16 protein-coding genes are annotated in these 23,620 nt (G+C 53.9%); 7 read left to right on the top strand and 9 right to left on the bottom strand.

Features of this window, described 5'->3' with window-relative positions; genetic code table 11:
- Nucleotides 1–3: 3 nt before the first annotated feature.
- Nucleotides 4–2,622: a hypothetical protein gene (locus tag ACJYUO_RS18555; RefSeq protein ID WP_494346821.1), complete on the bottom strand. Its 2,619-nt coding sequence runs from the start codon at nt 2,620–2,622 to the stop codon at nt 4–6.
- Nucleotides 2,623–3,389: 767 nt separating this feature from the next.
- Nucleotides 3,390–3,992 (bottom strand): hypothetical protein, encoded by a 603-nt coding sequence (locus ACJYUO_RS18550; protein WP_494346820.1) that lies wholly within the window; start codon nt 3,990–3,992, stop codon nt 3,390–3,392.
- 468 nt (nt 3,993–4,460) lie between these two features.
- Between ACJYUO_RS18550 and tnpA the strand changes: the two genes are divergently transcribed.
- Both tnpA and ACJYUO_RS18540 read left to right on the top strand, forming a co-directional pair.
- Nucleotides 4,461–4,850, top strand: a complete 390-nt coding sequence (tnpA, locus tag ACJYUO_RS18545; RefSeq protein ID WP_494346819.1) for an IS200/IS605 family transposase — start codon at nt 4,461–4,463, stop codon at nt 4,848–4,850.
- Nucleotides 4,847–6,082: an RNA-guided endonuclease InsQ/TnpB family protein gene (locus tag ACJYUO_RS18540; protein WP_494346818.1), complete on the top strand. Its 1,236-nt coding sequence runs from the start codon at nt 4,847–4,849 to the stop codon at nt 6,080–6,082. The genes tnpA and ACJYUO_RS18540 overlap by 4 nt, the downstream gene beginning before the upstream one ends.
- A gap of 524 nt (nt 6,083–6,606) precedes the next feature.
- Here ACJYUO_RS18540 and ACJYUO_RS18535 read toward each other — a convergent pair.
- Both ACJYUO_RS18535 and ACJYUO_RS18530 read right to left on the bottom strand, forming a co-directional pair.
- Complete coding sequence (locus ACJYUO_RS18535; RefSeq protein WP_494346817.1) at nt 6,607–7,623, bottom strand: PAS domain-containing sensor histidine kinase; 1,017 nt, start codon at nt 7,621–7,623, stop codon at nt 6,607–6,609.
- Nucleotides 7,624–7,757: 134 nt separating this feature from the next.
- Nucleotides 7,758–9,155, bottom strand: coding sequence for a response regulator (locus tag ACJYUO_RS18530; RefSeq protein ID WP_494346816.1), 1,398 nt, complete (start codon nt 9,153–9,155; stop codon nt 7,758–7,760).
- 97 nt (nt 9,156–9,252) lie between these two features.
- On the opposite strand from ACJYUO_RS18530, the gene ACJYUO_RS18525 reads away from it, so the two are divergent.
- A complete protein-coding gene (locus ACJYUO_RS18525; RefSeq protein ID WP_494346815.1) occupies nt 9,253–9,942 on the top strand; it encodes a winged helix-turn-helix domain-containing protein in 690 nt (229 codons plus the stop codon).
- Between the two features lie 304 nt (nt 9,943–10,246).
- Here the strand turns inward: ACJYUO_RS18525 and ACJYUO_RS18520 are convergent, their stop codons facing one another.
- On the bottom strand, nt 10,247–11,032 hold the full coding sequence (locus tag ACJYUO_RS18520) for a hypothetical protein (protein WP_494346935.1): 786 nt from the start codon (nt 11,030–11,032) through the stop codon (nt 10,247–10,249).
- 1,141 nt (nt 11,033–12,173) lie between these two features.
- Between ACJYUO_RS18520 and ACJYUO_RS18515 the strand changes: the two genes are divergently transcribed.
- Entirely contained in the window at nt 12,174–12,590 is a 417-nt protein-coding gene (locus ACJYUO_RS18515; RefSeq protein ID WP_494346814.1) for a type IV pilin domain-containing protein, read from the top strand.
- Nucleotides 12,591–13,769: 1,179 nt separating this feature from the next.
- Here ACJYUO_RS18515 and ACJYUO_RS18510 read toward each other — a convergent pair.
- Nucleotides 13,770–14,060 (bottom strand): PadR family transcriptional regulator, encoded by a 291-nt coding sequence (locus tag ACJYUO_RS18510; protein WP_494346934.1) that lies wholly within the window; start codon nt 14,058–14,060, stop codon nt 13,770–13,772.
- A 250-nt stretch (nt 14,061–14,310) separates the two neighbouring features.
- On the opposite strand from ACJYUO_RS18510, the gene ACJYUO_RS18505 reads away from it, so the two are divergent.
- Nucleotides 14,311–16,506, top strand: a complete 2,196-nt coding sequence (locus ACJYUO_RS18505) for a hypothetical protein (protein ID WP_494346813.1) — start codon at nt 14,311–14,313, stop codon at nt 16,504–16,506.
- Nucleotides 16,507–17,057: 551 nt separating this feature from the next.
- Here the strand turns inward: ACJYUO_RS18505 and ACJYUO_RS18500 are convergent.
- The gene (locus ACJYUO_RS18500) at nt 17,058–17,345 is read right to left on the bottom strand and encodes a helix-turn-helix transcriptional regulator (RefSeq protein ID WP_494346933.1); all 288 of its coding nucleotides are present in this window, start codon (nt 17,343–17,345) and stop codon (nt 17,058–17,060) included.
- Nucleotides 17,346–17,501: 156 nt separating this feature from the next.
- Between ACJYUO_RS18500 and ACJYUO_RS18495 the strand changes: the two genes are divergently transcribed.
- Nucleotides 17,502–18,515 carry a Cdc6/Cdc18 family protein gene (locus ACJYUO_RS18495; RefSeq protein ID WP_494346812.1) on the top strand — a complete coding sequence of 338 codons (1,014 nt, stop codon included), beginning with the start codon at nt 17,502–17,504 and terminating at the stop codon, nt 18,513–18,515.
- Between the two features lie 720 nt (nt 18,516–19,235).
- Here ACJYUO_RS18495 and ACJYUO_RS18490 read toward each other — a convergent pair.
- Both ACJYUO_RS18490 and ACJYUO_RS18485 read right to left on the bottom strand, forming a co-directional pair.
- Entirely contained in the window at nt 19,236–19,598 is a 363-nt protein-coding gene (locus tag ACJYUO_RS18490; protein WP_494346811.1) for a DUF7344 domain-containing protein, read from the bottom strand.
- A 1,309-nt stretch (nt 19,599–20,907) separates the two neighbouring features.
- Nucleotides 20,908–22,185: a hypothetical protein gene (locus ACJYUO_RS18485; RefSeq protein WP_494346810.1), complete on the bottom strand. Its 1,278-nt coding sequence runs from the start codon at nt 22,183–22,185 to the stop codon at nt 20,908–20,910.
- A 988-nt stretch (nt 22,186–23,173) separates the two neighbouring features.
- On the opposite strand from ACJYUO_RS18485, the gene ACJYUO_RS18480 reads away from it, so the two are divergent.
- A complete protein-coding gene (locus tag ACJYUO_RS18480) occupies nt 23,174–23,476 on the top strand; it encodes a winged helix-turn-helix domain-containing protein (protein WP_494346809.1) in 303 nt (100 codons plus the stop codon).
- The last annotated feature ends 144 nt before the right edge of the window (nt 23,477–23,620 follow it).

Genomic DNA, 23,620 nt, shown 5'->3' with positions numbered 1-23,620 from the left:
ACCTCAGCTTGCTCCGCGACGCCGGCGTGCAACCAGTCCGACCCCAAGCACGCCGGCCACTGCCGATCCGCCAGCGGCCGTTCCTGAGAGCCAGCCGACAAAGGGGATCGACGGCATTGTGAACCGAGGCAACGTCGACGCGAGCGAGTGTTGCTGGCTCGCCCACCAGCCGGGTTCTTCGTCGATCGTCAGTGAAACGGAGCCATCATCCTCAGTGAACGTTCTGATGATGTACTTCTCGGAGTCCTCCGTGCTCCGGTCGGTGATCGAGCCATAGCGAGACCCGCCGCCCCACTGGAGGGGCTGTCCGGTCCAGGTACTCGGTTCGCCACGCCACGCGATCGATTCATTCGGCAGCGAGTCGAGGTGGATCACCGTCTCGATGTTGCTCGAGAGTGTCGCCTCGTCGCTGCCCTCAAGAACCTGTACGTCGATATCGGTCGCCGACTGCTCCATCGCGGCCTGTGGCTTGATGTGAACCGAGCCCGGAATCTCACCGCCCGGAACGGTTGCGCTCACTTGGAGATCGCCGTTTTCGGAGGTGATCGCCGCGTTCTCGAGTCCGTCACCCGCGAGGGCGAATACGCGGTCGCCTGTTCCGGTTTCGGCTCGGACTGTCGGTGGGTCCGATCGGCCCTGCTCGAGTGCTCGAAGCGAAAAGGAGTGGACGAACGGCTCGCCGCTGGTCGTCGCGATCGTCATCCGAACGAAGTGTTTGCCTTCGCCGTTCGTGGTGAACGCGACTTCGTCGGTGCCCGTCATCGATGTGTTGAGTTTTGTTCCATCGGGGCCGAACACTTCGGCCGACTCGAGGCTCTCGAACCCAGTATCCGCTGCCGGTCGAACCGTCGCCGTGATCCGTTCGTTCGGACCGGGTGAGAGGGTTTTCACGTCAACGGCATTGATATCGGGGATCGTGCCCTCGAAGGCGGGGTTGAGCCCCGAAATGCGATCGTCGAGGAGTCCGCCATCGTCGCTGCCAAGAAGGCCGTCACCATTGCCGCTGTTGGCCGCGCGGACGCGAATGTCGAATGCCGCTGGATCGGATTCGTCGATCGGAAGCTCCTCGATGACTAAGACGTCGTTCTGATTTGCGACGCCACGTGATTCGACTGACCAGTATTCCTCGTCGATCGGTTCTGGGTCGCTATTGTCCGACCAGATCCGCTCCGGTGTGATCGTCTCCGGATCTACTGAATCAGGAAGCGGGTACTCGAGGTCGATTGTGCCGTTGGAAACATCGAGGTTCTCGTCATCGAAGTCGGGTGGTTCGACCTCGCCGATGCCGGCGAGCGCGGTCTGCATGTGCTGGGTCTCTCTGGGCAGTTCCTCGCTCGAGAGATCGCTTGCGTTCTGGATCTCCTCGAAACTGGACCGCTCGAGGTATCGGTCCTTGGCTCCGGGGACCGTTTCGGTGAGCGTGCGGTGATCGGAATAGACCCGCTCGAGTGACGATCGCTCCATCTCCTCGAAGCGCTTATCGTACTCACTCTGGAGGTCCTCAATTGTCTCGTTGAGCCGCTGCTCATCGAGGTACGACATGAGGTCCGCGAAACTCTCCATGTTGGAAAGTGGAACCTCCGGGCTTCGGTAGGTCGTTACCGTGATGTTTTCTGCGGGTGGTTCGACGGTGTTGGGTTCCGGGCTGGGAAGATAGAATGTGCCATTGTAGTCCTTCGACTGCAACTCTCGAAGGTCCTCCATCGACGGATTCTGGATGTCCTGTAACAGTTCTCCGTCGGCTTTCAGCGCCTTGATATCCGATTTGACCGCGTTCGACGGTACTTCGGCGGTGAAATGCCCGGTTTCGTTCGTCCGAACCGTGGTCTGCGTGATATGCTCTTGTGAGAGGAGATCACGGATTCGGTTGGCACGATCAGTGTATCGATTGGCTTCGTCCCGAAGGTCAGATTCCCACGAGCTCGCGATATCGCTCGGTTCGCCGGCCGTAATCGGGTAGCCCGCAGCCGGATTGCCCTCGGGGTAGACGCGATAGACGCCGGTCGGAAGCGACGTTCGGACAGCGTGGTATTCATCGCCGCCACGGCCGGCAACGACGTTCGTCTCGAACTCTACCTGTGTGTCGATCGTTCGTTTGTCGGTTACTTCGCTGGTCGGGGAGAGTTGCTCGATGACGACGGTCCCCGAGACGACCTCGCCGGTATGCGAGCCATCGACCGGGTCCTGTGTTCGTGACGAAATCGGGCCTGTCGGCTCTTCGGCGGCGTCCCACAGTGAGATGACGACAGTCTCACCAGAGTCAACCGTGACTCGCGGGTCGTCGACCTCTTCTTTGATATAGCCCGTGCGGCCGCTGCCCCAGTCATCCTCTTTATGGACTAACGGGTACGTGCCGTCGACGCCGTCAGTGTACTCACCGTCATCAAGCAATCCGTTTCCAGTCTCGAAATCGCTCGAGAAGTCGTCCCACTCGCTTGGAAGCGGATCAGTGAGTTCTTCGCGGAGGTCTTCTGCTTGGCGCTCGAGCGAGCGGGCATCGCTCTCGTCGAGTGCTGGCTCGGTAATCGAATGGATGGGGACCGTTGCGTTTGAGACTGGGTCGCCGTGTTGATCGGTTACTTGGCCGGTGATTGGGTCGGTTGGTGGTTCGAACGTCGGCACGTCACCGTACGTGCCAGCCCTAATACCATCATACCAGCTCTCACTATTAGTGATCCCAACGTAGAGTGATCCCTCGAACGTGGAAGACTGCGTGATGCTTGCCGTCGCAGAATTAGACGGATTATCGACCTCAGTTACAGTCGCTTCAATTGAGTTCCCATCCGACGATAGGTTGTATTGATACCATGTTCCAGCCTTATGTTCAATGCTCTTCTGTGCCGCCTCTAACGTCGTCGAACCGTCATGGGATCTGAGTATGAAATCGCCCTGTTCTTGCAGTCGAACGCTGTGGGATGGGCCACCACTACCATCCCTTATTTCGATTCTTGCGTCTGATGTTGATTCAGGTTTGAAATATCCCATAGTTTCGTAATCGTCATGGCTGAATTGGGATGCAGTATACTCGGCTGTAGCATCGTTGACGCGGAGAGAGTTATTGTTCCTATATGCATCTGTAGAGATTGTTCCACCACTCCAGTTTCCCGGTGCAGTCGTATCAAGAGCGAATTCTTCGAAGTCTTCAGTGAACTCAGTTGAGTTGCCAGTCGCTGCCGCCGTCGTCCCCCCATTGGTAGTGAGTCCGGTATATAACAGCGGCATCGAAACGGCACTCACGATAAGCAGAACCGACAGAGTGAGCGCACGCCATGCTTTGATCGATGGCATGGATGTGTTGATCAGTCCGCGTAGTCGTCTGCCGATACCTGTCGCTCTCGAGTCGTCGGGGTTGCTGTCGTGCATGAGTAGTGCTCCAGTTCGTCTTTGGGTCAGTCCTCGAGCTCGTTCGGATTGAACGTCCACCGGGCGACTTGTCGCATGATTTCGGTGTCGTGGTGGTCCCCTTCCGATTTCATCTCGAGAGCTTCCGATCGAATCGCATCTCTCGTCGACGGCGGAAGACGCGTTTCGACGAGCGCGAAAAAGAGGTTGATCGTCTGCCGTAACTGCGGTTTTGGTCGGTCGGGGATGATCCCGCCGAACGTGAGATGCCCGATCTCGGAGAACCGCCACGGTTCCGTCGACGGGGCCTTCTTTTGCATATTGGTCTGCTCGGTGTAGATGCTTCGCCGCGTCGGGGGAAAGACCTCGTCGTCAGTGAGCTCAATTCGCTGGCCCTCATGCTCGTGCATCCCCTCCTCTGGCGGTGCGTTCAGCGCGATCGGGTCGAGAATACTATCTGCGGTCTGTTTCAAAACAAGTCGGGACAGCGAGCCTTCCTTCGTCGTGCCACTTGTCTCGCTGTGGCCCGACTGCGTTTCGACCTCGGATTCGTTTTCGTCTTCCTCGAGCCAATTGTATGGACTGTACCGCGGTTCATCGTTCGACCGACGGTCTGTCGACTCGTCGGTCTGGCGAACGGGGGCTGACATGATAGGGGTGTTGTGCTTAGCGACGCCGGCATTGCTGCCGTTATTCTGCTGTAATCGTAGCTACTCCCGTTATAGTGCGAACGCGAGAAGCAACGCTATCGAATTAGCTCCACGGTCTGGTCACCTGAAACGAGGTGTAATCCCCAACGCACTCGACTGGGTCTTAGCCAGCGTCACGAAGGGGTCCCGTGCTTCCGTGGAACCTGATATACGCACATACACGGCCATGTGTTATGAAAGTAATGGATGCCAACCTATCTCTGGTGGATTATTCGAGTGGATTGCGACAGAGGACCGGTGGCCGAACAGGCGACGGTCCAGTTTGATACATAGTGCGAGCGCATACCCGCGTCTTCAGGCGCGGGTCAAGCGGACAATAGCGTACATTTCCACCGACGATGGCACGGCTGGATTCCCCACCGTGTACGATAGTTTTAAAACACCACAGAGACATAGTGTGTGGTACGGATGAAGACCACACGGCACGCAACGTACACCCTCAACTACCACATAGTGTGGATACCGAAGTGCCGCCAATCGGTACTCGTCGGTGACGTTGCAACCCGTGTACGAGACATCCTCCACGAAATAGCCGACGAGAAAGGGTTGGAGATTATGGACCTCACCGTCCAACCCGACCACATCCACCTGTTCGTCAGTAGCCCGCCGAAACACGCCCCGTCACTTCTCGCCAACTGGTTCAAAGGCATCAGTTCGCGGAAATACAACCACCGCTACGCCGATCACGACGGCGAGAAAATAAAATGGGCGCGCGGCTACTACGCAGGAACCGCAGGGCGCGTTTCGAGTAAGACTGTCGAGAAGTACATCCAGCGTCATGAGGAGGACGAACAGTGACCGAACTCACCGAGACGCTGGAACTGAAACTCGTGGAACCGAACGCCCACAAGCATCGGAAACTCTGTGAGACGAAACGGGCGTACCAAGACGCGCTCGAAGCCGCGTTCAACGCCAACTGTACTTCACAATCGGCGGCCAACGACGTGGTGGTCAACTACGACCTGAGCGGCTACGCGAAGAACGCTCTCAAGAAGTACGTCCCACAACTCTGTGGCGGAAGCTACGACGCGAAAGAGCTTCACGACGCCCACCCTATCCGATTCACGAACGAAGGCCCGAAGCTCGACCACAAGCCACAGAACGCCATCGAGTGGTACGTCAAAATCCCGCACCACGACGACTACAACCTCTGGTTGCCCGCGCAACCGAACCCCGAACAGCGGGAATGGTTGGAAGCGTTGCACGCGGGCGACGCGAAGATGGGTGAGTGTCGGCTGTTCGACCGTGACGGCGAGTGGTACTTCCACATCGTCGCTACGCGAGACGTGGAGGAACGAGAAACCAGTTCGGCGGAAACGCCGATTGGGGTAGACATCGGGGAAGCCTCTTTGTTAACGGTGTGTCACCGTGACGAGCGCGGCTCCCCGACTGCACCCAACCTCTGGAACGACGAAGGCAAGACAGTCCGCCAACTCCGTGAGACGTCCTTCACGGCGACCCGACGCCTTCAGAACCGTGGTAGTGAACGTATCGCTGCGTCCTACGGTGACGAGTTGTGGCGACACATCGACCACATTCTTCACACGGTCACGTCGGAGGTCGTCGCCTACGCCGAGCAATTCGAGAACCCCGTACTGGTTCTGGAAGACTTGACGCACATCCGTGAGAACATGGACTACGGTGCGTTCATGAACCGCCGTCTTCACGGATGGGGCTTTGCGAAGATGCACGCTCAGATTCGCTACAAGGCGGCTGAGAAAGGGATTCGTGTGGAGACAGTGAATCCCGCGTACACCTCGAAGACGTGCCACTGTTGCGGAGAACAGGGCTACCGTCCGAAGCAGGCGACGTTCAAGTGTTCCAACTCGGAGTGTTGGGTTTCGGAGTACCAAGCAGATGTTAACGCCGCGCTCAATATTGCAGACCGCTACCTCAGCGGAGAGAGCCATTCAAGAGAACACACGAGTGGCGATGACTCGGCTGAGGAAGGGGGACGTTTGACCGTCCCACAAGACAGCCAAGCCGATGCTGACACCCAGCAAGAGACGCTTGGAACGTATGCGTCTTGAAACCTTAGGGCCACGCTCGGCCTGAAATCCCATGGTGGGATTCCCGCGACTTTAGGCGCGGGAGGAGGTCAAACTGTGTGTAATGCTGGTGTCGGGCATGAGTTAAAACGGAAAGGGGGGAGTGGGAAGCCTCCGGGAGTGGGGATACGGAGGCGAATAGTTGTTTTCGGATATTGTTATTAACTGTTTGGGATGGTATCAATTGGCCAACAATCTTATTCCATTACAATCCTGAGTCGTAAGTGGCGAGGGACGGATACGGTTGTCTATCCAGAACCGATCCGCTCCGAGACATCCCCTCGCTACCTGAGATCGTCCCGACGTGATGTCAATAGCCAAATTGTCAAACCCGATCTCAGACCCACCCCGATTGACACACCACTTGGGGATGGGGGCTCTAACGCCGGTTTCCGACCGGCGTTTCTCGAGAAGATCGAATTATCTAGCAGGATGCTTACTCACACCAGCAGCCAGATTCAGTAGACACTCCACTCAGCCTCGGTGAAAATTTCAGTACTAACTTTTCACGTATGGACTAGACGTGGAAGGCAAAGTTCCACAACGCTCCCTTCTTCAGCAGTTGTTTCGATGGCTATTTTTCCGCCAAGAGATCTGGTACACCATTGAATGAGTGAGAGCCCCAGCCCTTGCCCATGTGATATGGGTTTCGCCGCATCTTCGAGAGCATCAATTTCCATCTTTGGTATCCCTGGACCGTCGTCAGCGATCTTGATCACTACCTCCTCATCAGTTGCATCAACCTGTATCATCACAGATGGGTAGTCTGAATCGTTATGCTTAATTGCATTTCCAATCGCATGTTTCAATACTAGTTCGAACCCTTCGTCGGCACTTACTGTGACTGAAGAATCACAGAGGATTTCGACATCGATCTCTGTATATGAATACTTGTTTTGTAATTCATTAACTACCTTTGTGAGTACATCCGCAACTACCGTAATTTCTCGTTCAGTTGCATCCTTCTCAACGAGACGCTCTAAGTCAGCTACAGACTCACTCAATTCACCAACAGCTTGGGCTGTTTCTTTAATTGTTTTGACTTGTGTCTTGAGATCATCTTGTTCAATAGCTTGCTCTAAATTCGATGCAAATCCCTGAATGACAGTCATATCGTTCCGGAGATTATGCCGGAGAACCCGATAGAGTAACTGGAGTCGGCGACCGCGAGCCTTGTATTCGGTCAGGTCCTGAAATTCGGCTAATACGTAGACTTCACCAGCAATTATAGTACTACTTACTGTTGCTTCGATCCATCGCGCTTCGCCATTTGCCCGTTTGATTTGCCACTCGAACGACTTCGGATCCTCCAATCCAGCTAGGAGTTGTTGTTTTACGTCTGTGTAAGAGCGATCATCGCGTTCAAGCACTAATTCTTGAAGCGATGTAGCGGTAAGCTCTTGGTCGTCGTACCCAAGTAAGTCCTCGGCTGCACCATTACAATCGAGTGGGGTTCCGTTTCGTGAGAACAGAACAATACTGTGCTCAAGTGTTTCAAATCTAGATGGTAATTTAGCATTCATATATAATAAATCATATTAATTTGATTTTCTCTGGGTTCAACTTGTACTCTAATATCTCACCATCGATCTGATTTGCTAATGGGATTCGCTTATATACGTCTCGTATGTCTTGGTGCAAGACAATTGAGACGGGTTTATGAATTGTCTCTATTATCTTCATTTCTGATTTCCACGTCAGTTATATTGAACCGAGCGCCGCCGTCAGTGCCTGAGGATACCGTAATCGTCCAGTCATGCATATCAACAATACCTTTTACGATGGACAACCCGTATCCAGGGCTCCCCTCAACCGTCGAAAATCCGGATTCGAACACGTCATCTCTGTGCGCAGACGGAATGCCACTCCCGTTATCCCCAACGTAGAAGCCCTCCTCTAGAGTACCAACCCGAATCGTTGAGGCGTCGCCATGATCAAGTGCGTTCCAGAACAAATTCTCGAATAACCGCCGTAACTGGCTCTCATACGCTTCAAATGTTGTGTTGTCCGCTACGACGAAGTCTGCGTTGTCTGAACTGACTGTTCCCCATGCTTTTCCAGCGATTCCGTCCAACGAAATCTCTGCAAGATCCAACTCATCGCCACGAGCGACGTGAAGCAGTTCATCAATGAGATTTCGCATCCGATTGTGCGCCTGAGCGACTTCTTCAAGATGTTCAAAATCGCCTGTTTCTTGTGCTAATTGGAGATTCCCCTCCGCGACATTGAGTGGGTTCCGGAGATCATGAGAGACAGTACTTGCAAAGGATTCCAAGATTTCGTTCCGATATTGAACCTCTTGTTCACGTTCCTTTTCTTCAGTAATGACACGAGAGTGGACAAAAAGCCCTGAATCAACAGGATACACTCGGAGTTCTGCCCAGTAACTATGTGGTTCATAGTTGACTTCGAACTCAACTTGGTCTCCCGTCTCCATCGCTTTCTGAAAGTAGTCAGAGAGACACGTCTCACCAGCCTCTGGGAAAACCTTCCAAAATTCTCGTCCAATAACCTCATTCGGAGAATGTCCAGTTCGGTCTGCAATCTGCTGATTCCAATACGTAATAGTCCAGTCTTCGTTGAGAATATAGAATCCGTCAGTTTGTTCGTATAACTCGATAAGGCGGTTTTGAGCGACTTTCGCTCGGCGTTCCGATCTCTGTTGGCTAACGATATTCTGAATCCGGTTCGCAAGGATTTCATACACTTCAGTGCCGTCTTTCTGCAGATAATCAGTAACTCCAGCATCGATAGCTTCAGAGGCCACTTTTTCGCTACCTTTTCCAGTAAACAGAATGAATGGAAGATTAGGATACTTCTCTCGGACGGCTTGAAGAAAATCAAGCCCATCCATTTGTGACATTTGATAATCACTGACAATACAGTCTATCGGTTCAGTGTCAATTATTCGTAACCCTTCTTGAGGGTCGGTTGTGGCGATTACTTCGAACCGGTCATCAATTTTCTCCAAGTACGCCTCAACGAGATCGCCAAATTGAGAATCATCATCGACATGAAGGACGTAAATTGGATTCTCATTGGACGTGCCAGCCATACCTATTCGAGTGGTAGACACACCTAGGAAAAATAAGTTTGGTACGAGGTTGGTACGGCCCGCCACTTACAATTCCGTACTACTCGTAGAGGGAGAAGTGACAGATACAGGTCCCTTAGAGGGCGTGGAGGCGTTCATCCTGAGGTCGAAGTATAGGTCTCACATTCTCGAATATCTCGCCGAAGTTGGGGAAGCAACGCCGAAAGAAATCGCCGAAGAGGCCGACGAACCCCGTCCACACATTTCACGAGCACTGACAGAACTTCAAGAAAAAGATGTTGTAGAACTCCGAGTCCCTGAAGCACAAAGTATTGGACGGTATTACGGGCTGACAGAGAAGGGGAAAAAGTCATGGCCGGAAATAAAGGAGCAAGTTCAAAGTGTTGAATGGTCCATCGAGGAACCCTCAACTGAGATCACACGGGAAGCTGTTAAGTTAGCGAAAGACGAGCTCGCCAAATGGTTACGAGGAGTTGTGTTATTCCAAGAGGGAAAGGCCACGATTTTGTACTGCGATACAGATGTTCTGGCGAGTTACTCTGATGATGAGATCGAACAAGCGTTTCGCACACTTATTTTTGACCACACAATAGACGAATTGGATATGCCCGGTGAGAGATGCTGGTCAGAAACAATTCACTTTTCCGACTTCTCACTACTCAGAGTCCGTGCTAACAAAGAATCTCAGATTGCAGTTACATTCGAGAGAACGGGCAGTGTTACAGTCTCGAATTTAGCGGAGTCTCTTGCGGCGATTTTCGACACAGATATTCAAATAAATAGGTAGGCGTGACCTCGTCGTTTTATACGAGGAATTAGATTGGCTATAGACCAGTAGCACACTGATCGGAACATCGTGAATGCCGTCAAATCATTCCGCAACTTCGACCGCTTCTCGAGGGGTTCGCTGGCGATCGTCACAACGTTCTCGAAGCTACTCAGCTTCAATAGAGAGACAATCGTGTCAATCCGCATCTATTAGGGACTTCCGTTCTCGTTGAACTCGAGGTCAGCTCCATTCTTTGCGAACCATTCCCAAAATGGAAAAAGCTCGGCTGTATGATCGGCCAGTCTGCTCAAAGACGATTCTACTACCGAATCGTTCCTAACGTCCGTGCTGCGTCAGCCGACACCACGATATCCCGTTCCGAGAATCGAACCCCACCACCGGCCACGTCATCGATCAACGCAGCCAGCGCCTCGAGATAGTCCCGGTTTCGATCTTCGCGCACGGTGAGCGTTGCTTTCCCTTCATGTTCGGTCGCCCGATTCTCGAGATACGCGTAGACAAACTGTTCGCGGACGCCCGGGGGCGCGTCCTTGAGATACGCCGGCAAGGACAGGTCTTGGTCAGCTTTCGGGCCGATCGGCGCACCGAACACCGAGAGCACGCGGCCGAGTACCGAGGCGTCGTCGGTCGGGCGGGCTTCGTTGGCCCGCCCGTCGCGATCGTCGACGATAGTATATTCGACGTCGGCCAGTTCGAGCGCGTCAAGTACGTGGCTGTTCTCGCCATGATGGTTGAGTGTGAACGACGGGGCGTAGGTCTCAGCGGCGATCGAGCCGCCCGAAAAGATATTTGCGACAAGCGTATTGAGCGCCGTAAACTCTGGGTCGTCGTAGGTCGCCTCGAGCCAGCCATGCTCGCGGGCTGTCTTGAGGCCGCGGACCACATCGGGTGCGCCGTCGCCGTCGATCCACGTGCGAATTCGCGAGCGTGGCGTGTCGGTCACCGTTGCGACAGCTTGGGACCCTTTGTTCGGGTGCTTTGAGGCGTACTCCATGACCTCCCGGTACTCTTTGACGGTGTCCCACGGGTCGGCGTAGGCTCCACCGTCATACGTGCGCGCGAACGCAGTCTCATCAAGGATCGGCAGGTCGTCGGTCGGTTCCGCGTCACGGTCGGTGGGGTCAAATCCAAGCGCCTGTGCCGCGGCGGGCGAGATCGTCACGCCCTTGGTAGTTGTCGTAACCGACTGGCCGGCCACCGATTCGATTAGTGCGGCGAGCTCGTCGTGATAGGATTGTGGGCGGTCTTCTGTGATCCGGAGGCCGCCACCCTGTGTCGGTTGCGCTCGGTTCTCGAGATAGATATCGACGAAGCGCTTACGGACCGATTCGGGTGCGTTCTCGAGATAGTTCGGCAGTCGGAGATCGTCAGCGTCGGTTTTACTGCCGACCGGAACGCCGAGGGTTGCGAGTACGCGACCAAGGATCGCCGCGTCGGTCTTTGGGACGATCGTAGGGCTACTGTCTGGCGATCCAGTCTCGGAGACCTGAGAGCCAAATCCCAGTAGCTCGAGAGCATTCGCAACTGTCGACTGGTCGGGTGACTCGACAGTAAACGTCGGCCGGTAAGTTCGGGCGGCGATCGTCCCCGACGTAAGCGCGTGGGCTGCCAGTATATTCAGCGGCGTGACATCTGCATACGTGAGTCCGAGTAGCTGGTGCTCATGGGCCGAGTACAATCCCTTGACGACTGGCGGCGTGGCTCCCTCGTTGATCCACGAGACAACATGATTTCGAGTCGCGCCGGAGACTCGCACGAAGTCACCGATCGACGCCTCGGGGTTGTCGGCGTGGTAAGTTCGCGCGCGCCGGTACTGGGTGACGATCGCCCACGCATCCGCGTGGTCGCCGCCATCGTAGGTGCGCGCGAGTTGTTTTTCGTTCGTGATCGGTTCGCCGCTTGGCATATAGAGTGAGTTGACTCGAGCCGTCAAATTCCTACTGTTTTGCGGTGTTGATGACTAATCGCCGGACGGCGTCGTTTCAAGGCCCCGCTGTACGGTGGATAGGGGTCGCTGATTATCATAACTGAAACCGTTTGATCGATTGGATTACTTGACTATCAGGAAGCTATATATGGTCCCGGTAACCTCGGTGCTATTAGCATCGGTGACGACGGTGATCGCGAGAAAGCGGGGACATGAGGTTGGCTCCTTTCCCCTGCATGTCTCGGTCCCACGCGGGGCCGCATAAGCGTTCTCACCGTTCACAGTTCGGTGCGTGGTAAACATGGATTTGAAACAATACAGATCGAAGCTGGTTGGAAGCGAAGACGAACGCGCAGTGTCACCTGTCATTGGAGTTATACTGATGGTGGCAATAACTGTGATCCTCGCGGCCGTGATCGCGGCGTTCGTGCTCGATATGGGTAGCGGACAGAGCCAGAGTGCGCAGGCAGGGGTTGACTTTAGTGAAACTGACACTGATGGGGACGTTCAAGTGACCGTAAACTCACTGGATCGAGCCGATAATGTCCGTATTTCCCCCGACGGAGGTTGCAGTATCAGTAGTGGTAGTGACACTACCCTTGATACTGTCGGAGCTACCTCAACAGTAGAGGGCTGTAATGACGGTGACACTGTTCAAGTGATTGGTACCTACGACGGTAGCGAGAACGTTATTAACTCCTACGAATACGGCGGATAAGCGTCGCTGACGTTCTATTTTTTGAGTTGGAGCCGAGTCGTTGGACTCTCCAAAACAGCCGAGGAAACCAATGTATGAACTCTGAAAGTGACGACGACAGAAAGTTGGTGTCCGGTACAGAAGATGACGTGGATTGCAGTCCGGTTGTGTGGTCGTATTACCGCACGTGACCGGTTCGGTGTTGGAAAGATAAATCTAGTCCCCCAAGCCTATCACTGAGTCACATCACCCACATCGGACACTCGCTCAGAGTCTCTATTATACTGGAACATCACAGGCCACACAATGGAGTACACCACCAGCTATGAGGCCCTGCAAACGACGAGCCTGCCCGCAGAGATGAACGTGCGGAAAAACGATTGACCGAACTCCGGCAGAGCCTCGAGCCGATCACGACCGGTTACCACACCACCGTGCGGTTCTCTACGACCCATCGGGCACGGGCAAGACCCACGCCACGGAACACATTATCTCGCAGCTGATCACAAACGGCGCGGGACCGGCCGGGATCGCGACGACGCATATCGACCGCTGGGATTATAGCTCCGAGACGAATGTAATCCGCGACAAGAGTCGTCTTATTATGGTCCCGTTCGCTCGCTCAGTGTGAAATACGGCCGTTCGACCTCTACTGCTTGTTGGCTATTGCCTCGTGGATTCGCGTTGGCGGCTCTAGCGGAGACAATATAATTCCCCGGAGAAAGATCATGTTCAATCATACCTCTAAATCCGGGATCTAACCTTATCTCCATTGAGTCCGGGCTGTCAAGGCGGTCAATACTGACTATGATTGGCGGGCCCCAAGGGTAGGACCCCACTAATGTCATCCATTTCGCGTGGCCTATACTCACCGTAGGCTTGTTATGTGCTGCTGCACTGGTTGTCAAGCCAGTGATCGCACTCAGTGCAATTCCTGCTCGTTTGAGTACATCACGATGATCATTACCCATGTCTTGTGTTAGCACCACTAGTATTATATAGCTAATATAATAGCAGGAGCATTGAAGACGAAAACTCGAAAGAATACGAACTGACCAACGCAGTACGGGCAGTTTTGGAGTAGTTAGTCTTCGTCATCTGAATCGTCTTCTGACTCGTCCGGGCCGGAGTCATCGTTCTCGCGAGCACGACTGCGCTGGGCCAACGCTTCAAACGGGCCTGAAACTTTGTCCATATTGCTTATGACTCCGACAGCAACTTGTCGACGTACTGGTCTTCCCACTCTCGACGTGCTTCGATTTCCCGGCGGCCCCGTGCTGTGAGTGTATAGAAGTTTGTCCGCTGGTCGACTTCTCCTTTCTCGACAAGACCCTTGTCGACGACCGTATCGAGATTTGGATACAGTCGCCCGTGGTGGATCTCTTTTTCATAATACTTCTCGAGTTCCTTCTTAATCTCCAGTCCGTGAGGCTCGTCCTGATCGGCAATCGTGTACAACAGATCGAGCTGGAATTCAGTTAAATCATATATGTTTCTTTTATAATTTATTAAAATCTAATGATGTTTGAGACAGTCTTTTCGTGTGGTTTCGGGGGCGAGTCTTCGCCCTCGAGCGAAATCCGAACATCGGCAGTCTCGCCGAAGTGGGCGTCAGAACAGATCGATAATCGTACGTGTCCCAGCGGGCGTACCCAAGAAGTGTCGTGCCTCTACCCTTCAGCCAAATATCCACAAAATCCTAGGTGTTTATCCGATACCGCTGATACGTTACGTTCAATCAATGCGACGTGTCACCGCGATTGGACTCGTAGCGGTCGTTCTTGTTTCAGTTCTGACCGTTGGGGCTGGGGGAGCAACCAGTACAGCGACACAGTATCGAGACACGACAACCGGTATTTCGACTGGCCCCGCCACAGAGAACAATATCGACAATCTCGAGTCAATCACATCGACACTTGAGAGAGTGGGTATTTCGCCGCCAAGTGAAACCACTCTACTCACCGACTCGGACGGGGCACAACATATCATATTCAGTTCCGAGCCGATCCCTGCAGGAAAAGCAACCGTTGAAGGGCGTACGTTTTCGACCGGCGATATCTCCGGTACTATCATTGTCGCAGATGATTTTGAAGTCAAAACTACCGGTGATCAGATCACCTTCGATGAGCTACAGAACAATCCACAGCAGTTCGATCATGAGCTCGTCCGGTTCGATGCTGCAACAGCAGTCGCATCGACCGCCTTCAAACCGACATCGGGCGTTGCGAGTCAGCAAACGGCCGCGTATTTCACCGAAGCCGGAACACTCTCAAGCGATCTGTTTCAGGGACAGCCGGGAGAGGTCGCCAGTTCGACCGCATTAATAGATTCTAATAGTTCCGTTGAACGGAGTGGTGAGATACGGCCAGAGTTCCCCGACTCGAGTATTCAGGGCGTTTCGTTCAGTCAGCAGTTCTGGGGCGAGGGCGATGCAACAGTCGATGCAGCGGTCGTCCCGATCTATCGCGACGGAGGAGGTGACGGAACTGTGACCGGCCGCCAGCTAGTGATTGTCGATGTCAACTACGAGGGACAGGTCCTCGATTCACCGGCCGAGATTCGGAGCGGTGAGCACGAGGGAGATGTGGTCACGGTCGAATCCAATATCATTGGTACTACAACATCGACACAGGAATACCTTACATCGGTCGCGCCATGTGGCGACAAATCCGTTTCTGTCCCGATGTCGCCACCGATCTGTGTTCCAGTTACGAACGACATTGTGACTCACTCCGGCGTCTTGGTCGATGGCACAAGTCCAGGTGAGACACCGATCCCCTACGCCGGGATCTCGAATACAGTCCAGAGTTCCCCGACGGAACGTGAAAGCGGCCGGTACCAGATCACCGGAGAGGTTGTGAGTACGAGCGAAATTGATAGTTCGCTCGAGGGAGGGTATGCCCTTCGGGTGTACGATATGGATCGCGTCGGAGATGCAAGTATCACGAGTAGTTTTGAGGCAGACGCCAATCAGGTTGAACAACGAATCAAGTCTCAACTCGAGTTGGACGATTCCGAATGGGGACAAGAAGACGATAATAGTAAGAGTACGGGCGGCACCGATGAGTCCGTCGAAGAACAAACCAGCGACGGTGATGGTAATGCAACGAATCCAAGTAGCGGCACTGACGGATCGGGCGGCAGCGGTGACAGCGTAAGCGATGATGGCAATCAAGGACAGACGAATGACGGGCAGGCAGCCGATAGTAGCGCGAAGAGTTTCGTTGACTCATGGACAGCATCCGATATTGGGGCTCTCCTTGGTATTGTATCTGTGACACTATTCTTGCTCGGGATCGTGTTAGAGGGTGCAAGACTGTTTAAGAGTCGATACGGAGACGAGGAGCCGAACCTGAGTGAGCAAGTAACAACCGCAGTCATTTCCAGTGCGTCAGTCGGGTTGCTACTGAGTGGTGTTCTTCTTGACACAGAGTGGGCGTTCTTACTGATTGTCTTCGGCGGGACCGGCATTCTAGCGTTCGTCGGTGAATATCTTGGTCGGACAGTCCTGCTTCCAGGCCTGAAACGAAGTTTGGACTTAGGAAGTGAACAGAGAAAGTCCGCGAAGATAATCGGAACAATCGGGCTATTTCTCGTCGGGGTCGCGCTTATGGCAATTATCGGGACTGCACTGCTTTCCGGCCCTGCCTTGCCATTTGTGCTGCAAGGTACATTCGCAATCGTGGCTACGCTCGTGGTTCTTTTCGGTTCGGTCATTGGTACAATCCGGTTCTGGAAGAAACACCTGACAGATGATGAGTTGAATACGACCGGGAATATGGGGCTTGCAATTGCATTTATCGGTGCAATCGGAATGGCGACAGCAGGGATGCTCGGCGGGAGTACGTTTGGAGAGCTATTCCTTCTCGGTGGTTGGAGTGCATTCTTTGCGTGTTTCTTCGTCGCGATCGGCAAAACGATCTACCAAGTCGTGTAGACGGCAAACCGGGTACTGTGGAATACCCGGGACATGTAAACCCTTCAGAAAGGTTTATGTATACAGGCATCCACCAATCTAGTAGTTCCCGACGGAGGGAACCGGTAGAGGAAGCCTCTGATCGTCACGCCAATCTGCCGGTCCTTTTCATCGGCTTTCGACTCCATAGCTGCTGCTCAGTATTTGCTCGAGATTTTCGGCCAGGACAGCGCTCGTTAACCCCCAATGCGGGGGACCCCTCGCGGGGTACTTGTGTGTGGCGCTCTCCGAGACTACAGCGCTGTTAACGCTGCGATTGTCGCAAGAGAGGCGAGTTCTTTCGTCAGCCGTACCAGTTGCGTTGCAACCCGGAGTCGCTTCTCAGCGAGTTCCAGACGCTCGGCTTCCGGCGTGGCCGGTTTGTCCTGTGTTGACATCGGCTATCCACTGGGGAAATCGCCACACCGTAGTTCCCGACGGAGGGTTATTCCCCAGTGCTTGCCAGTAGACACTGGCCGGTTATAAATGATCGGAGGGGTGACAGTCCCAGGTGGTCAGACTGTCTGTGCGGATTACCCTGAGAACAGTTCCCCGACGTACTGATCTTCCCACTCTCGACGTGCTTCGATCTCCCGGCGACCACGCCGCGTCAGCGTGTAGAAGTTCGTCCGCCGATTGGCGCTGCCTTTCTCGACAAGTCCCTTGTCGACGATCGTGTCGAGGTTCGGGTACAGACGCCCATAGTGGATCTCTTTCTCGTAGTACTCCTCGAGTTCGTCTTTGATCGCGAGCCCGTGCGGGTCGTCTTGCCCGGTAATCGCGGACAGTAGGTCGCGCTGGAAGCCTGTTAAATCATACAGATCTGTGCCGTATTATATCAAGACATAAGCATATAAAGGTCCAAATCAAGAGCTGGATCTCTGATTAAATCGGGTCGTTCGGCCTCAATTGGAAGTATCGGAACTATCGGAATCAGCCCCGTAGAATCTATATTGAGACAGACCAACAGGTCAGACATGCTGATCGACGAACGGGTGCTTACCGCAGATTTTCTCCCCTCAGAGATCCTCCACCGGCATGATGAGATCAATACGCTCTCACGGACGTTGCAGCCGATTTCAGAGGGTGAGATCGATAGTGGGTCTGGTGCCTTTCTCTGGGGGCCAACCGGAACTGGGAAGACCTGTACAACCCAGCACCTCCTCGAGAAATTATCGGAAACAGCCGATATCGGAAGTACAGCTATCGATTGCTGGCAGCAGAACACGAGTTCGGCGATCTATCATACGCTCCTCCACGCAATCGATCCGGGGCATACGCTCAAACATGGGACGACGGCACGAACGGTTCTTTGGCAGCGAGTGTGTGACCATCTCGATCGACAGTTTGTCGTCGTCCTCGACGAGGTCGATCAACTACAGGACGAACAGGCGCTCTACCAGTTCTACGAACACGAGTTGATCACACCGATTCTAATCGCGAATCGGAAACTCGATTTCTTCGCTGGGCTCGACGATCGGGTCAACTCGCGCCTGCGCGGGTACAGTTCCATCCACTTCCAGACGTACAGCGATGCTGAACTCGTCGCGATTCTCGAGAACCGCGTTCAAGCAGCGCTGCGACCAGGTGCAGTTTCGAGTTCGGATCTCGAGACGATTGCGGCCGCGTCGGAGGGCGACGCGCGCCTCGCGATCGGAATTTTACGGAACGCAGTGCGACAGGCTGGCGACGAACTCCGAAACGAAGATATCAATACGGCTGTGAGAGATGCACAGACCGAACTGCGACAGAACACGCTCGAGAAACTTTCTGACGTCCAGCAGATTCTCTTTCACGAGCTCACCACGCACGGCGAGCAGTCACTATCGGAACTCTACGAGCGATACGCTGAGCGCGTCGACGAACCGATGGTCAAGCGGACGATCCGAAAACACCTCGGGAAGATGGCCGACTACGACCTGATAGACCGGCATGGAAAGAAACGCGGGCGCACGTACGGGTCGGCGCTCGAGGACGAGATCATCGAGTAACGGAACGCTGGATTCGGATGGGGTTGCTGTCTCTGAGACGCTGTGTATCGGGTGTCTGGAAACAGTGTACGGGATATCTGCAAACACTGTATCGCTGATCTGCAAACAGTGATCGTCGCTTTTGGAACGGCTGTGAATACGCACAGCAGACATGAAAATCGGCTCAGTGACTGCTATGACGCCGGTCTCGGCTTCGATAGGAATCGGTAAGCGTGGACAGCTATCGGATTACGGAATCCGCTATCCATCCTTTATGGTATCGACAGCAGTTGATGAAGATGGGGTCGGTCGGCATCGGAAACGGTGTGAGAGACGCCCCAAGCCCACTGACACACCAGACCACGGCGGGCGACCTTTCGAGGCCCCCAGCAGAACTGCACAACACCCCTTAAGTGTGTACGTCGCTCGATACTGGGGGCTGACTCGGGTCGAGGCGCACCTGTACGAATGAGACGGACTGTGTTAAGTGTGTCTGATTTTGGTGAGATAATCTAAGTAAACGGTTAGAATATCGTCTCTAGATCGATATTTTCCTAAGTTCTATAGTCGAAGATCCGTCGCACCGTCTAGTTCTGAACCGCTTCGACTGATACATTTCGATCGAGAGTCTGATGCTATCTCTATTGACTATAGTAATATGCAGACCGAAGAGAGCGATATCGGACCTCATGCCGATTTCCGATACTGACGCCTACTTAATTTTTGAGAGATAATAGCCGTCTATTCTATGATCTGCAAGTATGGCGCAATCACGTCCGTATTAACCGCTAACGTCAACAGTTCGCTTTCCGTTTCATAGTGAACGAGTCCGATATCCTGAAGGTGTGGCAGGTGGGTATGGTGGAGGTCGACTAAAATGCGCTGATACCAGTCGTATGACGGGTTCTCTTCCTTGATTGCGATGTATTCGGCAAGGTCGCTGAGATGGATTGCTGCTGGCCGCTGGGCAAGATATGTAAGCGTATGTTGTCGCCGGACCGCTGCAAAGGCGTTGAACAGTTCGGTTGGGGAAATTTCCGTGCTAGCTATCTCTGTGTCTTGAGGGGTTTGCGTGTGCGGCTTCATGATGTCTGCGTACTTCACCTACAGGCGGTCTACCAGCCAGTCTCACGTTGCGACTTCAGCAGAGTACATCTGTCTATCTACTGCGTATCCACATAACCTTTGTTGTACAGGAATATAGCTAGAAAACAAATAGTGCAGGACATCTACTGATCAATCGTCGAGGAACGTCGGTTCATAGGAAGACACCTCATCCGTTTCGTGTCGCTCGATCGTAACCGACCACTGGGGAGCGTCAGCAACGGGGAGTGAGATATCCCACACACCTTCGACGACCGTACCTTGCCCAAAAGCCGTCGCAATGAGGTCCGTAAGATCACTTTCGAATGTGTCTGTTGTATCGGGGGAGGGAGGGGGGTTCATCATTGAGTACGGAATTGCTGCCCCAATTCCTATTCAGTTCAAGTGCGGAGAAGAGATAACCCTGTCTCTGCTGAAATCCTTGGGCGGTTACAAACGGGATCAAGAGCGGAAGTGGATGCAGGTCATTCCAAAGTCGAAATTCATCCGATTTCTATGAAGTTGTCTGATTCTCGATATTGGTCATTGAGAATCCGGTATACTCTTTTTCTTGAGGAATGCCGCCTCGAGCCTGCAAGCAGGTATCGTGAGGAGTCAATCGTTTAGAGAGATTAGAGATTGGCGAAAGCAGCCGGTATAGGACGTAAGAAAACGATTCCGCGTGGATAGAGAAGAGCGTTTCCAGTGAGAAGATGCCAGCCTCTCCACGATATGTCAGACAGAGATTGGTTGAGTTTCTGCCGAAACTCTTAAATACTGTTCTATTCTACTAGACCGTAGTAGGCCTTTTGAGGCAAGGAGAAGAGGAACGTAGCCGTAGCCGGGGGTTTCAGACGGCTTCTTGCTTGATTCTGCCGACCACTCTATTCGCGTCCTCTGAACACTGTCCCGTCGATCTACTCGCTTTCGGTACCGTTCTAGTCCTTCGGAAGCCATCGGTCGCAAAAGAAAAGATTCGGCCTTTGTTGAGTGCCTCCATTTCTTGAGTCTACATAATCGCAAGACTGCATCGGGGTATCCGCACTATCACTACCGTTAATCCCGGCAAGTATTGCACTTCTCGAATAGGAACTTCTCAGGCGGAAGCTAATATCTCACAAATCAGAGAGGGATAGAGAGGATTTCGGCCGCACTCCGTGACAATCGTGAGCTCGAGAGGCCGGTCACCGACGATCGACCCGGTGATCACATGCTCGAGTCGCTACGAACATGTCAATACCACTCGGTCAGCGTGAAAACAGGAGTCAAAACGACGCGAAACACAGAGCTATCGCTATCCGCCGAGGCGTACACACGGGCCGGTTACCGGCTACAGTTTGTCGCTGACGGCGTCGATCTGAGCCTGCGGACTGAGTGGGTCATCACGATGGACGATCCACTCGGTCACGGGTTGGGCTGGCCGATCGGCGTTGACCTCTTTCCAGTCATCGCCGGTCGAGACTTCGTCGGTAAGCACGTCCTCGTCGTCGACATCGAGGATCGCGTAACCGACGGCAAAGCGCGCCCACTGATTGACACGGACGTACTGTTGCAACAGTTTGTTGTACGTCTTCCCGGCGGCGATCTTGGCGTTCGGGAGTTCACCAGTCGGGTCGTCGATCTCCTCGAGCCGGTCACTCCAGGTATCGTCGCTGGTCACAGCCGCAAGGAATCCAAGCCCCTGTCGGAACTCAGCGAGGTCTTCGAGCCACTGCGTTGCGTCCTCTTTCACGGCGATCCCGCTTTGCTGGACGTGTTCTTTCGGATCGAGTGCCCACGTCGTATCGACAAGTTCCGTAATCGTCTCTTCGACTTCCGTCGCGAACAGTTCCGTTGCAGCTTTCTCCGAGGTGTAGTAGCTATCCTCGAGCGGATCGGGGTGGGGAATCAGGTATCCGAGCTCGTCGACGAGGAGTTCTTTGTACGTCTCTTTCTTGTATCGCTTGCCGGCGTCGGTGTTCGCTCGCGAAATCTGGTGGTCGGTGTATTGGAGGATCGTGGCTTCGACTTGCGTCTCCGTAACCACATCACCCTTCGATCGGAGGATTCCGGTGAGAATCTTCGCGACCGGCATTTGCTTCGCGCGCAGCGCGTACTCGTCATGATCGTATGAACCGTCCTCGGCAACGTCGACATCGCCGCCTGTACGGACACGGTCTTCATGAATCTCGAGTGGCTCACTCTCTGGGCCATCCTCCCAGTGGCGCTTGACTGCCGCTTTCAAGTCGTCGTAGGGGAGTTCAGGACCACTTTGGGCGAGATCCTGTGGCGTGTAGGTCGGCGAGTAACTCGAGGGAGTCGGCCGGGCAGCAACACCGCCGTCAGAGATGGGGATTTGGGCCGGTCCGTCACCGTCCATCTTGTATTTGTCGTCGACCTCCTCGGGATCGAGATCACCGCGGACCAAGGCGTCTATATCGATCTCTGGGTTCTCAAGCGCATCCGGGTGGATATCCCCGAATAGGTCTCGGTATTGGCGCTCCATAGTCATCCGGCTGACCGAGGCCTGTGAGGTATCATACGCTTCCGCGACTTGTTTGAAAAACCCCTTCTCGAGGCTATTGACGGCAGTTGTGACGTTCGTATCTCGCGTCTCTCCGTCAGTCATGCGCGATCACCTCCAGTGATCGCACTAAAAGCGGCTCTCAGATCGAGGGCGGCTGTTTCTGCGGGGTGGTTGGGTGAGCTATCCGTCGGGGCTGCGGTCGTGGGCTGCGTGTTCGTTGGGTGCGACATCGGAAGGGGTGTGTGCAGTTCGTTTTGCGATCGAGCAACGCGATCCGGTCAATTCAATCGAGAATCAGGTGGCGGTGGCGGGCTCGCGCGACCGACAACTGGTGACGTGTCTCCGAACCCGTCAACTCCACGTCGGAATCCAGTCCGAATCGCAGGATTGCTCGCTTCTTGGAACCTGTCTAGAGGGGAAAACTTATGTTGGCCGAGGACGTAACTGTAATCGTCGTCGCAAGGCACACTTGGTGTCGGGCCATCGAGGTCTGTCATCGGTAAGGGGTGTTGTCTTGCAACCGATCGACCGCACACGGGATCGGCCCCGCCGCGTGGTCGGCCTTTCACTTCCCCTCTCGGAAGACCACGCAGCGACGCCCATCTCGAGTCCGGAGTCAATCGATCGCGCGACGTACGTTCGTGGACTAGGCAAGTGGGCCACTGGTATTTAATTCTGTCGTCGCACTGAATAGTACTGTGTAGACGAATATTTCGAAAGGTAATCAGTCCGAAACCGGCGTCTCGGTTGGTCAGCACAACGTTTTTGGGCATCAAACCACTAGAATGAACCGAGCACGCGACACTCTCGATGGGCATTCCGTCCGTCGGATTCAGGGTGTGGCGTGCGTGCATCTTCAGTCAACGCGGTCTCGGACTGGGCCTAAGCAGTCCGAGTTTTTGGAGGGGAACTCGTTGATCAGTCGTTAGGGTAGCCATACAATCATGGTTACTTATATCTTTCTCAGTAGACGCTTAGATAATATTCAGATAAATAATATATGGGCTACATCCAAACACCCTTTCTTTAGGTCGGTTCTGGATAGGATGCAAAAACGACTATAAGCATTCAGTGAGAGAGTCGAGTTGAAATGGATCCTGCGGATATCGAGCGTGCCGATTGGATGTCGGCTGTCGATTTGAAAATTCTCGCGTATCTCTATTCCCATGCAGGCGAGGTGTACGGACCAGCGACGATCGCGAAGAATATCCGTCGGACAGACGGCGAACGGTACAACTCAGATTATATCAACGGGCGTCTCGCAACGCTCGTCGACGCAGGTCTACTTGAGAAGCCGATCCGTGGCGAGTATCGGATCAGCGAGAACGGACGCATGTACGCCGACGGCACGATCGAGCCAGACGAGCTCGAGTTTGGGAATCCGGATGACTAACTGGACACTGTCTAGTGTTGCTTCCAGATTCAATCGATAAGTACAGGACTGCTCTCGTCTGCTGGTTTTGATGCATCTATTCACGGCTGAAGCAACACTAGTTGAGCCAGTTTGAGAAGTGAGCAGGTCGTACTATTGAGTTGG

It is taken from the genome of Natrinema sp. CRL1, assembly GCF_059162405.1.
Note: the sequence above shows the minus strand (reverse complement) of the source record. Positions and strands in the feature narration are given on the sequence as shown.

Coding starts and splice junctions, on each gene's coding strand:
- ACJYUO_RS18550 (WP_494346820.1), bottom strand. CDS start 3,992: ATGTCAGCCCCCGTTCGCCAGACCGACGAGTCGACAGACCGTCGGTCG.
- tnpA (WP_494346819.1), top strand. CDS start 4,461: ATGAAGACCACACGGCACGCAACGTACACCCTCAACTACCACATAGTG.
- ACJYUO_RS18535 (WP_494346817.1), bottom strand. CDS start 7,623: ATGAATGCTAAATTACCATCTAGATTTGAAACACTTGAGCACAGTATT.
- ACJYUO_RS18530 (WP_494346816.1), bottom strand. CDS start 9,155: ATGGCTGGCACGTCCAATGAGAATCCAATTTACGTCCTTCATGTCGAT.
- ACJYUO_RS18515 (WP_494346814.1), top strand. CDS start 12,174: ATGGATTTGAAACAATACAGATCGAAGCTGGTTGGAAGCGAAGACGAA.
- ACJYUO_RS18505 (WP_494346813.1), top strand. CDS start 14,311: ATGCGACGTGTCACCGCGATTGGACTCGTAGCGGTCGTTCTTGTTTCA.
- ACJYUO_RS18495 (WP_494346812.1), top strand. CDS start 17,502: ATGCTGATCGACGAACGGGTGCTTACCGCAGATTTTCTCCCCTCAGAG.
- ACJYUO_RS18485 (WP_494346810.1), bottom strand. CDS start 22,185: ATGACTGACGGAGAGACGCGAGATACGAACGTCACAACTGCCGTCAAT.
- ACJYUO_RS18480 (WP_494346809.1), top strand. CDS start 23,174: ATGGATCCTGCGGATATCGAGCGTGCCGATTGGATGTCGGCTGTCGAT.